The organism is Arthrobacter glacialis, assembly GCF_002909445.1.
Taxonomy (GTDB): domain Bacteria; phylum Actinomycetota; class Actinomycetes; order Actinomycetales; family Micrococcaceae; genus Specibacter; species Specibacter glacialis.
The window spans coordinates 1-12,952 of sequence record NZ_PPXC01000021.1 but is presented as its reverse complement, the minus strand read 5'-3'; the positions used below and the strand labels follow the sequence as shown (position 1 = coordinate 12,952).

At 57.8% G+C, this 12,952-nt stretch carries 13 protein-coding genes and 2 pseudogenes; 9 read left to right on the top strand and 6 right to left on the bottom strand.

All coding sequences use genetic code 11. The annotated features are described in order from the left end of the window. The first annotated feature begins 47 nt into the window (after positions 1-47). The 4 genes and pseudogenes from CVS27_RS18720 to CVS27_RS18705 form a co-directional block, all read left to right on the top strand. Entirely contained in the window at positions 48-509 is a 462-nt protein-coding gene (locus CVS27_RS18720) for a MarR family winged helix-turn-helix transcriptional regulator (protein WP_103467370.1), read from the top strand. After that, the gene (locus tag CVS27_RS18715; protein ID WP_103467369.1) at positions 506-2,374 is read left to right on the top strand and encodes an AMP-dependent synthetase/ligase; all 1,869 of its coding nucleotides are present in this window, start codon (positions 506-508) and stop codon (positions 2,372-2,374) included. The genes CVS27_RS18720 and CVS27_RS18715 overlap by 4 nt, the downstream gene beginning before the upstream one ends. Further along, a complete protein-coding gene (locus CVS27_RS18710; protein ID WP_103467368.1) occupies positions 2,371-2,811 on the top strand; it encodes a DUF2177 family protein in 441 nt (146 codons plus the stop codon). Before CVS27_RS18715 ends, CVS27_RS18710 begins: the two co-directional genes overlap by 4 nt. Positions 2,812-3,010: 199 nt before the next feature. Beyond that, positions 3,011-3,131 (top strand): annotated as a pseudogene (locus CVS27_RS18705) (transposase); the annotation flags it as partial. Between the two features lie 306 nt (positions 3,132-3,437). On the opposite strand, the gene CVS27_RS21580 reads toward CVS27_RS18705, so the two are convergent. Beyond that, positions 3,438-3,794, bottom strand: a complete 357-nt coding sequence (locus CVS27_RS21580) for a hypothetical protein (RefSeq protein WP_306418513.1) — start codon at positions 3,792-3,794, stop codon at positions 3,438-3,440. 155 nt (positions 3,795-3,949) lie between these two features. After that, positions 3,950-5,062: an MFS transporter gene (locus tag CVS27_RS18695; protein WP_306418512.1), complete on the bottom strand. Its 1,113-nt coding sequence runs from the start codon at positions 5,060-5,062 to the stop codon at positions 3,950-3,952. A gap of 238 nt (positions 5,063-5,300) precedes the next feature. Here CVS27_RS18695 and CVS27_RS18690 point away from each other — a divergent pair, with 238 nt between their 5' ends. Further along, positions 5,301-6,299, top strand: coding sequence for an alpha/beta hydrolase (locus tag CVS27_RS18690; protein WP_103467366.1), 999 nt, complete (start codon positions 5,301-5,303; stop codon positions 6,297-6,299). 408 nt (positions 6,300-6,707) lie between these two features. Here the strand turns inward: CVS27_RS18690 and CVS27_RS18685 are convergent, their stop codons facing one another. Together CVS27_RS18685 and CVS27_RS21690 are read right to left on the bottom strand one after the other, a co-directional pair. After that, a complete protein-coding gene (locus CVS27_RS18685; RefSeq protein WP_103467365.1) occupies positions 6,708-7,304 on the bottom strand; it encodes an SOUL family heme-binding protein in 597 nt (198 codons plus the stop codon). A gap of 191 nt (positions 7,305-7,495) precedes the next feature. Then, positions 7,496-7,663: a group II intron maturase-specific domain-containing protein gene (locus tag CVS27_RS21690; RefSeq protein ID WP_133162994.1), complete on the bottom strand. Its 168-nt coding sequence runs from the start codon at positions 7,661-7,663 to the stop codon at positions 7,496-7,498. 645 nt (positions 7,664-8,308) lie between these two features. Here CVS27_RS21690 and CVS27_RS18675 point away from each other — a divergent pair. The 3 genes from CVS27_RS18675 to CVS27_RS18665 all read left to right on the top strand — a co-directional run bounded on the left by CVS27_RS18675 (position 8,309) and on the right by CVS27_RS18665 (position 10,692). Beyond that, positions 8,309-8,680: an Ohr family peroxiredoxin gene (locus CVS27_RS18675; protein WP_103467363.1), complete on the top strand. Its 372-nt coding sequence runs from the start codon at positions 8,309-8,311 to the stop codon at positions 8,678-8,680. After that, positions 8,673-9,164, top strand: a complete 492-nt coding sequence (locus tag CVS27_RS18670; protein ID WP_103467362.1) for a DoxX family protein — start codon at positions 8,673-8,675, stop codon at positions 9,162-9,164. Before CVS27_RS18675 ends, CVS27_RS18670 begins: the two co-directional genes overlap by 8 nt. A 334-nt stretch (positions 9,165-9,498) precedes the next feature. Then, positions 9,499-10,692 carry an AI-2E family transporter gene (locus CVS27_RS18665; RefSeq protein ID WP_103467406.1) on the top strand — a complete coding sequence of 398 codons (1,194 nt, stop codon included), beginning with the start codon at positions 9,499-9,501 and terminating at the stop codon, positions 10,690-10,692. 450 nt (positions 10,693-11,142) lie between these two features. Here CVS27_RS18665 and CVS27_RS18660 read toward each other — a convergent pair whose 3' ends face one another. Together CVS27_RS18660 and CVS27_RS18655 are read right to left on the bottom strand one after the other, a co-directional pair. Further along, positions 11,143-11,394, bottom strand: coding sequence for a hypothetical protein (locus CVS27_RS18660; protein WP_103467361.1), 252 nt, complete (start codon positions 11,392-11,394; stop codon positions 11,143-11,145). A gap of 298 nt (positions 11,395-11,692) precedes the next feature. Then, positions 11,693-12,131: pseudogene (locus CVS27_RS18655) on the bottom strand (recombinase family protein); the annotation flags it as partial. A gap of 229 nt (positions 12,132-12,360) precedes the next feature. Between CVS27_RS18655 and CVS27_RS18650 the strand changes: the two are divergent. Beyond that, a complete protein-coding gene (locus CVS27_RS18650) occupies positions 12,361-12,918 on the top strand; it encodes a DUF4160 domain-containing protein (RefSeq protein ID WP_133162993.1) in 558 nt (185 codons plus the stop codon). Positions 12,919-12,952 lie beyond the last annotated feature (34 nt).

Below are 12,952 nucleotides of genomic sequence, written 5' to 3'. Positions count from 1 at the left end.
TCAAAGATCATTGAGTATGCTTGAAGCCTAAGAATGTGAGGAAAGCTGTGAGTGAATCGTCGTGCGAGCCCATTGCTGGAACCCTCCGGGCCCTGGTTGCCCTGGTCCGGGAAAGCGAGCGGGAGATGGCGCTGAGACTAGGTCTAAATCTCACGGATTACAGGGCCTTGTGTGCGCTAGCGGAGTCAGGGCCGCTCACCTCCGGGCGGCTGGCCGAGGAATTGGGCTGTACCGCCGCCACCACCACAGCCATCACCAACCGCTTGGAACTACACGGCTATGTGACCCGTGAGCGCAGCGAACCAGATAGGCGCTTGGTGACCTTGTCGGCAAGCCCGGAAGCGTCCCAGCGCATCTTGAACCTGACGTTCCCCTTGGTATCGGTCCTCTCCGAACAACTCCAAGCCCTCCCGGCTGATCAAATCACCACGGTTGTTGCTTTTCTTGATGTAACACAAGATCTCATGCGCACACATCTGCAGATACTTTCCAGCAAGGACGCCATATGAAAGAGATCACTACACCAGCGTTGTCCGGAGCTTCCGATTACCCCAATGCGACTGAACTGCTCATGCAGAGGTTCCGCATCGCGCCAGATCACATCGCCTTTGAGGTGCGTTCCAGCCGTAGTTCCATCACCGATCCGTGGCGGCGGGTAAGCACCCGCGAGTTTGTCACTGAAGTCCGGGCTTTGGCCAAGGGATTGATAGCCGCTGGGTTGGAGCCCGGTGAAACCCTGGCCATCATGTCACCCACCCGGTATGAGTGGGCCCTCATGGATATGGCCGCCTGGTTTGCTTCTGCCGTGGTGGTACCTATCTATGAGACATCAGCACTAAACCAGGTGTCGGTTATCCTGCAAGACGCCTCCGTGCGCTTCGCCGTGGCTGGCACTGCCGAACACGCTCAGCTACTGGAGCAAGGATTTGAGCAGGCCGGCGTGTCCGGCTGGCAGCTCTGGTCCATGGACGCAGGTGCGGGGCCAACACTGACAGAGCTGGTCCATGGCGGCGTGGATATCACCCCAGAAGCCCTAGAGACTCGGCGCCTGCTGGCCACCCTGGATTCGGTGGCCACCATTGTGTACACCTCCGGAACCACCGCAGCCCCCAAGGGCGCACTCATCACACACGGAAATTTTGTGGGCCAGGTGCTGAGTGTTGCTGGCGCCTACACCGAGGTGGTCAAGGAATCCGGGAACACCATCATTTTTCTCCCCATGGCCCATGTGCTGGCCCGCGGCCTGCAGCTTATTTGCCTGGCCAACGGCATGCGCATTGCCCATCTCAGCGAGACCAAAGAAGTAGTGCCGGCGTTGGGGGTTCTGAAGCCAACATTTTTGGTGGTGGTGCCACGAGTACTGCAGAAGATTCAGGCGTCCGCTGCCGGTGCCGCCGCGAAGAAGAACCTTGGGGGCATGTGGTCAGTGGCGCAGGCAACCGCTGTGGACTGGGGGCTTCTGGCGCAGGAGCGCGAGAGCGATCCCAGCCGCAAAGCTGGGCTCTCACTCCGGGTTCGGCATGCATTCTTTGACCGTTTGTTCTACTCCCGCATCCGCAAACTCGTGGGCGGGCGCCTAGAATACCTTCTCTCCGGAGCAGCCGCGCTGGATGCCGAACTTTCGCTGTTCTTCCGGGGGCTGGGCTTGCCGGTCATTGAGGGTTATGGACTAACGGAGACCACGGCGCCGTTGACGGGAAATCTGCCGGGCTCCATCAAGTCAGGATCCGTTGGCGTGCCTATGCCTGGAACCACCATACGTATCTCGGAGAACGGCGAGGTGCTAGCCCGTGGCGTTGGAGTTTTTGCCGGATACAACAGGCCTGCGGATAACACTCACGCGTTCCAGGACGGTTTCTTCCGCACCGGAGATACCGGCGTTCTAGATGATCAAGGACGGCTAACGCTCACCGGCCGCATCAAGGACGTCATTGTTACCGCCGGAGGAAAGACCGTGTCCCCCACTATCTGGGAGGGCTATGTGGAAAGTGACCCGCTGATAGCCCACGCGGTCATGGTAGGCGAGGGCAAACCCTTTTTGGGAGGACTGGTCCTCTTGGATTCCGGCTCCGTCTCAGAATGGGCGCAAAGTAAGGGTTTCACTGATCTTCAAAGCCTGAGAACCCCCGACGACGGCGGGTGCGTGGAAATCGACGACGCTCGCCTGCGCAAAGCCATCAGCAAAGTGGTGGGCGCGGCCAACTCCAAGATTGCCCGCTCGGAACAGGTGCGGAAGATCGTGTTGCTGGTAGCTGACCTCAGTGAAGCAAACGGGCTAGTGACCCCCACCATGAAGCTCAAGCGCAACATCTTTACCGACCGTTCAATGAACTTCATTGACAAAATTTACGCAGAGACAGGGACCCAAGTATGACTTCCCGCAGCAAATCATGGCTCCTGCACTATGTTCTCGCGGCCGTGATTTTCGCCGTCATCGATGTGGTGTGGATTCTTACGGTTGCGCTGCCGCAGTACCAGAGGAACATCCCCGACCTGATGGCCACTGTGCCCCAACTGGCCGGAGCTGGATTCTTTTACTTGATCTTTGTGGCAGGAATAGTGCACTACGGCGTCCGCCCACTCGAGCTGAAAGCACCGCTGCGCCAGCGTTTGGCCGCGGGGGCGCTCTTTGGCTTCTTCAGCTACGCAACCTGGGCCATGACGGCATTTTCAATCCTGAAGGACTTTCCACTCAGTGTTGCTATCACCGACATCCTCTGGGGCACTGGAGCCTCCGCCGTGGTGGTGTGGCTAACACTCATGGTGTCTAGGGCGCTTCGGAAAAGCCGCAAGCGGCAACCCGTGCTGTAACGAGGATCAACTACTGAATGCGTGTGTTCCTAGGCCCTGGCAAGGAACACACATGCAGTATCTAAAAGCCCCCGCCGACCTTTCTGGCGGCTTGGTCATCAATTGCTGACGAGCTTTGCGCCAGCCGCCGTTGACTCAAAATGGTTGATGATCGTGGCGGACCACGGCAGCTCAGCGAGACACCCCCGGGAGCTGAGAGACCACGGCCGGGGATCTGAACCTGACGATCCCCAAGGTGCGGAAATGGCTCGTTCTTCCCTGCGTTGCTCGAACGGCTCCGTCGTGTTGACCATGCCCTCTACGCCGTGGCGATGGAGGCCTAACTGGACGGGGTGAAGCTGGGGATCTCCGACGCCGAACACGTGAAAACCAAGATCGATGAAGTCACCAGGATCCTGAACAAGCCCCATCCTCAAGTCGCGGCAATGCTCGGCGACGCCCGGGAAGCCGGGGACCGCCGCTCCCCGGGACGCAACCCACGAGAGCTACTGGGCGACCCGAGGAATCAACTAGTGCGGCAGCCTCGGCTTTGAACTCATCAGAATACGTTGGTCGAGAAGGCATGGGAACAATCCGTTCAGGAACTGTCCCGCCTCAGTAGTACATCTGAGTCTTAGGTTGTGGAGTTACTGAGCGGTCTCTTCGCTGGGTTCAGCAGTCTGCGCTGGCTTCGCGCCCGAGGGAAGCGAGGGTTTGAGTCTTAGACTTGTCAAGAATCCCAAGGTCAAGACTGCCGCAGCGATCCATGCCGCCACTGATACCCCTTGGGTCAGCGCATTTCGGGCTGCCTCCGCTATAGCCGCGGTCTGTGGATTGCCCGCCAGTGCCGCGATCGTTCCCCCGGAACTACTGGTTACTGAGTCCACCGCGCCCTGCAATTGCGGAAACTGGGAGATGAGCTCGGCAACCTGGTTTTCCGTCGAGTTCTTGAGGGTGCTAAACAATGCTGTGCCCAGAATGGCGATGCCCAATGCAGAACCCACTTGACGGGCCGTGGACTGCGTCGATGCGGCTTGGCCAGATTGCTAGACCGGGACATCAGCCAGCACCACTTGGGTCAATTGGGCAGTGGCAAAGCCCACCCCAATGCCGTAGACAAACAAAATTCCCGATGTCATCCATGTGGAAGAATCAGTCTTCAATAAGAGGGCCAGGGCTGCAACGGAAATGATTTCCAAACCAACACCCAGTTGCACCATCCGCACAGCGGAAAAGACTTAGACAGTGCAGAGACGGTCCCGGAAGCCACAAATGACCCCACTGCCAACGGAACCAGCGCCAACCCGGCTTGTAGGGCATTGAGCCCCAACACGTTTTGGAACCACAACGGCAAAGTGAGAATCAACCCGAACTCACCCAGGCTCACCGTCAATGCCGTGAGGTTGCCACGGGAAAATGAGGAAATGTTGAATAAGGACAGGTCCAATAAAACACTTCGATTGGAGCGCTGCCTCGATCGTTCCCAGAGCAGGAATCCCGCCAGTGCCGCAATGGCAAGGACAAAAGCCGCCGGGACGAGGGAGAGCCCGAAGAGGTTGAAAGGTGCACCGGCGTTAGCGCTCCACCATCCATACTGCCGGCCCTCGATCAGACCAAAGACCAGCGAGCCAAAACCCACCACAGACAGGAGTGCACCAAAATAGTCGTTAAGCTTCCCCGTAGCTACCTCACTGGACTCAGCAACGAAGTACATTACACCGCCGACGGCCACCAGACCCAGTGGAACGTTGATTAAGAAGGCCCAGTTCCAAGAGAAAGAGGAGGTGAGCCATCCTCCAACGATGGGACCAAGAGCAGCCATGCCGCCGATAGTGGAACCCCAAACGGCGAAGGCGATGGTGCGTTCTTTGCCACGGAAGTTGGCGTTGAGCAACGAGAGCGTGGTGGGAAGAATCATCGAGCCGCCGATCCCCTGCAGTGCCCGTGCCGAGATCAGCCACATCCCCGAGGGCGCCAAAGCGCACAAAGCCGAACTAGCCAAGAAGACCAGAAGTCCCACTACAAGGATCCGACGTCTGCCCACCCGGTCTGCGACCCTACCCCAGACCAACAGCAAGGCCGCGAACACTAAGGTGTAGATTTCCTGGATCCATTGCACCTCCGTGGTGCTCAGGCCCAGATCCTTGATGATCGCAGGCACAGCAACCGCAACAATGGTGCTGTCCATGATGATCAGCGCCACCGACAAGCTGATGGCGCCAAGTCCAAACCAGCGTAGTTTTACGTATCTGCTGCCATTGTTTGCTTCCACGCGTGCAAGACTACTCCAATATAGTTCCATGATGGAAGTATCTTTAATTGGGTCATTTCTTTCTAAAAATCTTCAGCATCGGCAACACCGTCCGGTGACTTCCAGCGCTCTGTTCTTGTGAACTCCCAACTGCCCTTGCCGAAACTTTTCTCATCCAAGGAGTGGGCAAGGCGCCTCTTAGCGGTCCTCTTAGAGGGAGAATGAAGTCCAGTATTAGTCGTCAGTTTGGAGCGAAAAAATGACCATTGAGGAACCGAATACACCCGCAGAATTAGCTGCCGGGAGCAACAGGGCCATAACCCGCATCGATACGGTCTTTTTCTGGGCAGTCCGCAGCATATCCAGCCTCGGCGTTATTGTTGCAGTCTGGGCGGCCATCTCCACCGGCGGAATGCTCGTCCATGGCCACCCCGCATATGCGATTCTCTTGGGAATTGTTTTCATCAGCTGCGCGGTGGTTGCCGCGCGCTCCTTGCTTAGTCGCGCAACCACCCGCCGTAGGTTTAAAGTCATAAGAGGGATCGGCCTGGTGGCGTCGTGTGCGGTCTTAGCCCTTATATGGTGGCTGGTTCCTTACAGTGCCGCACCTCCTGCCCTCGCGGCCATGACCTCAGATGACACCGTCACCGTCACCGAGACCCCGAGTCAGATAGTGATGACACCAACAAGCTCCCCAAGCGAGGTAGGGGTGTTCTTCCAGCCAGGAGCCCTCGTTGATGCCCGAGCCTACGCCGCAGTCTTACGACCATTAGCGGAGGACGGGCACATTGTAGTCATTCCAAAACAGCCTTTAGGTATCGCTTTTCTGTCCACCGGCACATTCACCTCAGCGCGAACCCAGTACCCACCCGTAGCGCGGTGGGTACTCGGTGGCCATTCACTCGGTGGCGTCGTGGCTGCCAATGATGCCCAAGCGTTCTCCAAAGATCTAGCTGATCCTGTGGCTGGCATAATATTCTTCGCATCCTACCCAGCCTCAGACATGAGCACTTTGCCCACACCCGTGCTCTCCATCTCCGCGTCCAACGACGGATTGGCCACCACAGAAAAGATCAATGCCTCAAAGGACACCCTTCCCAAGGACACCAACTTCACGGTGATAGAAGGTGGTGTCCACGCAAACTTCGGTGACTACGGGCCACAAGCTGGCGATGGCAAACCAACCATTTCCAGCGATGACGCCCGCACCGAAATTTCACGTACCAGCCTCGCCTTTGTGGAATCGCTAAGCAAGTAACACCATCAGTTCCACGGCGGCCTCACGCCGAGCAATAGAAAGCTGGAAAACCGGCGCAGTCTCTACCCCTTCAGAATGGAAAGTTCAAGCCTACGAATCAGTTACCGGTAATTCCTCTCGCCAACAGCGCACCAGATCGAGGTTCGCGATCGCAGTAGTTCTTGCCGCCAATAAGCATTTAGTGCAGGTCATCTCTGAGGAGCCGGTTCATAACTGAGGTGACAGCAAGGATCTCCAGGAGAGCCTCACGTGCATCGGCCTCCCTGTCAGCTGGTACTTCACATCCTTGGCCTCCGCCGCTGGGACTAGCCCCTTGGGTGAGCCGAGCCAATGCACGGCACTCCAATCGGTGGTCGCTGGCATCAACAGACTTAGCACTTTCCAAAATATCCGTGTGCCTCTGTGGTGCTAGTCCTTGCCACTTGGGCTAGGTTCTTCAAGATCGAGGAGGATCTCGTTATGACGCATAGACCATGGCTTGAACGGCGGATCATATCTGGCTAATCGAGGTGTTCCCAAGGAGATCAGTCCGGTTTCCTTCAGTGCAATTCTCAGCATCTGTAGGTGTTGCTGAAAGTTCCGAGTGCTCCAGCCTCCACTGAAGCGGATAACTGCAACAAGGCTGACGGGGACCGGTCTTAGGTGAACGTTCGGGTTGGTGGGTGAAGGCGCGTTCTGCAGCGTGAAACCTTCCGGCAAAACGAAAGCAATCCGGAACTCTGATGTCCTCTGAATATCGTCGTGGGTCGCAAACTCCTGCTGCAGAACCGGAGCGGTCATCTCCAGCAATTCTGAGGAGAGGTCCTGCACCACGGGCGCCGTCATCGAGATTTTTTGGGTGACTTGATTCTCTCCGCTGATATAGGCGAAGAGGTAGCGGAACCCGCGATTGCCGGCGTCTTCAAAGCTCTCCCTATTGATCTCGGCAAGTAAGTGCTCGGGATAGCAGCGCACCTCAAATTGATCGTATTCTCGAACCATTTGGTAAGGCTGTTGTTCAGTCATGCCACCACCGTACTCCGGCAATGCCGGGCACCGGCTGATTCCGATCCGTGCAGAATATTTGGGACTGCCCAGGCCTTCGAAACCCTCTGGAGAATTCCATGACCCATCAAGCCCATCCAGGTTGAGTCGTACCGCCGATACTTGTTGCGGATCCAGCGGACCAGGTAGGCATTGATGCGCGCTAGTAGGGGCTACAGTGGCGTGCGATAGAACCGCCCGCAGGACTGCATCCACCCGGTGACGATCGTGTTGATCGCCCGGGCCAATTCATCAAGGGTGTGATGGATCCGCCGGCGCAGCCGCCAATGACGGACTTCCCGGGCAATCCTTTTCAAAGACTGCCTACTGATGACCGGCATGAGCGCAAGGAAAGTTATCACCGTGCGGCCCGTGACCGAAACGTGTAGCCCAGAAACGTAAACGAAGTCCGTTCATGCGGTTTCTTACGCTTATCGTCCTTGCAGTACACATTCCTAGCCTTGGCAGGATGCAGGACCAACCCCAACTCCCTCATTCGCTCAGCAATCGCCTGGCACAAGCATTTAGACGCGCAGTAAATCCGGGCTTTTTGGCCCTGCTAATACGCTGGGCCCCTATCAAATTCGAACTGATGACCCCCGCTTGCGATTCAGGGGTCAATACAAAGCTGCCAATAGGCCGTCTTGACCTGTTGCTGAATGGCATCGTTGCAACAATGCAAGATACTAAATAGAGGTTGTTCTCCCTTCAGAAGTATGAGTTCTGTATGACGTGGTAGGAACTCCCTGCCGACTGATCCACGACCGCGAGCATAGCCAGTCAGCCCCCAATGCTGCCCCTATCTTTTTGCTCTTGATTCACCCGAGCTGCCCGGTTGGCCTCACAACCCATAGGTTTAGAGGCACTTAGGTTATGAGACAGCACGCCCCTGAAGAGTATGAGCAAACCTACTATGCTCGTGAAATCAGCTCGTTATCCGACGGCGCCGCCAGCCACGAAAAGCAAGAATCCGAAAGGTATTAATCATGAACGCTCTATACACTGCCGAAGCGCTTTCCACCGGCCTCGGGCGGGAAGGAAGGGCTTCCACCTCGGATGGAACCTTCAACGTCCCCTTAGCTCCTCCACGTGAATTGGGTGGCTTGGGCGGAGGTACCAAGCCCAAACAGCTCTTTGCTGCAGGATTCGCGGCCTGTTTCCATTCAGCCCTGCATGCGGCGGCCCGCGGCAAGAAAATCAATATCGAGAACTCGACCGTCGGCGGCCGGATGCAGATCGGGAATAACAACGTGGGCGGTTTCAAACTGGCCGTCGAACTGGAGGTCACCAGCCCGGACCTGCCCTATGAGCAGGCCCAAGAGCTCGCCGACGTCATCGTGCTGGTGTCCAATGACTGATCACGGCAAGACATTCCTGGCACGACTCGTCGCGCCGTCGGGACGGACATCCACGGGACGCACGATCGTTCGTCTAGTACTGGGGGCAATGCTTGCGTTCGCCGGCGTCAGCCATCTGACAGTCGCCCGCGAGGAATTCCAAGCGCAGGTCCCGAAGTTCGTGCCCCTTGATGCCGACCTGGTCGTCGTAGCCTCCGGCATTGCCGAGATCACCCTTGGTGCCGCGCTGATGTTGCTCGCGCGGCGGCGCGTCCTTGTGGGTTGGGTGGTGGCACTGTTCTTTATCGCCGTCTTCCCCGGGAACATCGCCCAGTGGCTGCATGCGCGCGACGGCTTTGGGCTCGACACTGACTCCAAGCGCCTGGTGCGACTCTTCTTCCAGCCAGCGCTCATCGCGGTGACCTTGTGGTCCACCGGCGCTTGGAAAGACAGACCCCGCGTCTCCTCACCGCACTCCGACACCCCTCAGGCCGACCGAAAGTAGCCCCGGAGGCATTCCTTTCCTTCGAAAGAAAGGCTAGCCATCCGCATTCAAAAACTGCGGCAAAGCCGGGCTATCAAGCACAGAAGCACCACCCTGTCACGACGAAAAGGCAACACAGACCATCTTGAGGGGTGTTGTAACGCATGGGCTTCGAGACGCATAGGTTATGAGACAGTCGACGGCAGTTTCTGGTCAATCGCGGGCGGCAGCAGGCCTAGCGACGAAAAATCGTTGTCCATAACCCTATAGGTGGAATTCCGGCAGTCGGGTTCCCTGCGGTACGTGCCCGAAGGGGAAACGTTCTGCGGCTAATCGAGGCCTTAGAGTGGACACCATGAGCTTTCGTCCCTTCCGCCGACGGGCCACCCGCGGTGCCGAACCAGCTGCGCCATTGAGCGCCGTCGCCCAACAGGCAAATGACAACCTCCCCGATCCACCCGACACATTGGCGGCACCTGCCAACCGTGTGGCGTTGCTCTGGTCCGACCCGCTCGGGCGCGCCGCGATCCGAGCCGCTCAGGTGCTGCTGGTCTTGGCACTGGTCGGCGCGGCGGTCCTAGGGCTGTCTCAGGTTAGCCTCGCTGTGCTGCCACTTTTGATCGCATTGATTCTCTCCAGCGCTCTGTGGCCGCTGGTGCGGTTGGCTCGCAAGGCTATGTCCGCCATGCTAGCCGCTTGGACCGTGTTTCTAGGCTCTTTGGCGGTCATCGGTGGCGTAGTTGCGGGTATCGTCTTTGCCGTCCGGGCCGAGTGGCCCGGCCTAGTGGACCAAGCTGTCGAGGGATTTAAACAGTTACAGGGAATGGTGAAAAACCTGCCGCTGCAGATTAGCCAGCAACAGATTGACGACGGCGTGACTGCCGTGACGGACTTCCTTACCAGCAGCCAATTTGGTGCCGGCGCCCTGACCGGGCTGTCAGCCGCCGGAAGCTTCTTTACCGGGTTGGTTCTGCTGCTCGTGATCCTGTTCTTCTTCCTCAAAGACGGTGACCGGATCTGGGCCTTCTTCCTGTCTTGGATACCGCGCCGCCACGAGGCCAAGTGGCGGGCAAGCGGCACGCGCACCGTTGAGACGCTGGGAGGTTACATCCGCGGCACGGCCGTCATCGCCTTCGTTGACGCCGCGGGCATCGGCATCGCTCTATGGATCCTGCAGGTACCGCTAGCTCTACCGCTGGCGGTCATCGTCTTTATTACCTCGTTCATCCCGATGGTCGGCGCAACGTTCGCCGGCATCCTTGCCACGCTCGTGGCGTTGGTGGCCAACGGACCTGTTGTCGCACTGATCGTGCTCGGTGTAGTGATCCTGGTAAATCAGCTTGAGGGCAACTTCCTGCAGCCAGTCGTGATGGCACAGGCCCTGAACCTGCATGCCTTGGTCATCCTGCTTGCACTGACGATAGGTACCGTTTTGGCCGGTCTTGTGGGCGCCGTGCTCTCCGTGCCCATAACCGCCGTCGCGTGGGCCATCGTCAAGATATGGACCGGCCGTGATACCGAGGCGATCGAGGGGCCAACCAGAGGCTAGCTGGCCACGATCCACCGGGGATTTGCCTTCCAGTTCCCCGCCGCAGGGGCCTTGACGTTACGCCCGTCTACGCTGAGATCCCCGGTTCTAATACGATGATGCGGCTATAGGACTCCGAACATAGTTACCCACGCGCTGGGAGGATTGCGGCGCTGATCCCCTCGCAGCACCGTGGCGGCCGGGCAGTCGTCCTCGTCCCGTCGATCAACAGAATCTCCTGTACTTCAACTGCAACACGATGACGTCTCATGTCCCTATGGATATGAGACGTCTCGTTGCCATTGACCAGCTCCCTTGGCGTCCGCTCCAAATCCCGCGGAATTACAGCAGGGCCTATCCTGGTAGATATTCTCGAAACTGTGTCTCGAAACTTGTTGATTAAATTGGTGCAGTCCTCACTAGTTACGAGACATGTTGGAGCTACCCGCAGGTTAGGACTCAGCGGATCAATCAGTTCAACTGGCGTTTGTAGTCAAAGCTCCAGGTGTTGCCTGCGAACGAATGGCAGGCGGTGGTCAAATACCCTTTCTGCGCATACTGGTTCTTCCAGTAGGCGCAGGCTTCATAGGAAACCCGTGGCCACGCCGTAAAGCCGGCCGGTGTCGCGGACGATGCCGGGGCGACGGCCGCCCCTAGACCCATCAAAAGACCGCATGCCAAGGTGATAGCTGAGAGGCGCTGGCGGGAACGAGAAGTTTTCATGTTGACTCCTTAACTGATGCTGCGAAGGTATGCAAGCTCAAGGTGCGCTCCTTGCCGAGTCTATGGACGACCAAGACACATTGACATGGGCAGCGCTACCCATTCCCAAAAATGCGGCCCAGCCCCGGTGCTTTGCTTCCGGTCGCTACATAGATCGGTGGGATCGCGGTGCTGGTTGTGCTGCGTGCAGCGGCTGAAGTGCGGCTACCGGACATCCGCAATCGAATGGGTTACGAACTCTCCATCGAAATACCGGAAGGACCAGACATCAACTGCGGTATGGGGTGCTGCGGGGCAATCACTGAATTCGTTGGACGATGCGATACACGGTATTCCGGGCAACTATGAAAAGTTCAGCGATTTCAGTGGTGGCGTGTTCTCACCCCCTGTTACAAGGAGACGAGATGGGATTCCTTGGTCTTGGAGAGTTTGGGCTGTTTGCCGCGAAGCCGGCCCTTGGCCTTAGCGACCTGCATTCCCTCTCGGGTACGGGCGCGGATGAGATCAGATGCGAATCCGGCGACCATGGCTAGGACATTGAAGAGGAGTCGACCGACGGGGACGGCGGGATCGTGGATGGATCCGCCGATGCTGAATTTCACTTCGCGGAAGGTGAAGTCATCGAAGATGTCCTTGGCATCAGGCAGGCGCCGTGCGAGCCGGCCCAGTTTGGTGACGCCGAGGGTGTCACCGGCACGGACGGCAGCAAGCGCCTGGCCTAATCCCGGCCGTTCCCGATAATGTGCGAAGCCACAGGTGCACCTGTGGCGATTGAGCCACCGAAGTGAGACAGTTTCGCGGGCAGGGTATAAGCGATTCCGAAGGCCTCCTGCACATTTGGGGTCATTCAGCGTGAGAGGACGCCTCGAATGCGTCGCGATCCGGGACCGTCTTACGGGACATCGTAGATGGCGTGAAACACGCTATAAAAGGGGCGATCAAGCCCTCCTTTTGTAGACTGTGCAAGTGAAGGATGATGATCTCACGCCCTACGAGCGGGCGGGACGTAACCTCGGTGAACCCGCTGGATGGCAGTTGGCTGAGGCCGAGGGGCGCCTAGAGGCTCAGGACGTCCTGGACCGACTCGCCAGCATGGCGTTGTATGAATTCGGCGAGAACAGAGACGACTGGCCGACTGCTTTCGACGAAGAGGGATTCTTCCCCGCTTTGGCTGCGGAGGGGAAGAGTTTTGATGGTGGCATCAGCTTTCACGTGTGGCCGAATGACCATCCGCCGCCACATATCCACTTTCTGAAGAAATCTGAGCCCGACAGTCAGTACGTGAAGATCAACCTCGAGACTGGCGAATCCGAGGGCGCCCTTCAGTCCTGGGCAAACCAGAAGCAGCTCAAGAAAATCAAAGCGCTCATCGTCAAGCACCATGAGCTTTTCGAAGGCTGGTGGCAGAAAAACCATGGAGACACCGTCGCAATCCTCGATTGGAGCTTCGGTTCGTCGTCTTGTACGAAGGTACATCCCCAGCTGTTAACGCCAACCGAAAATAGGGCCAGTGGTGCTATTTGAAAACAGGGCCACTGGTTGTGTTTTTCTATTGTGC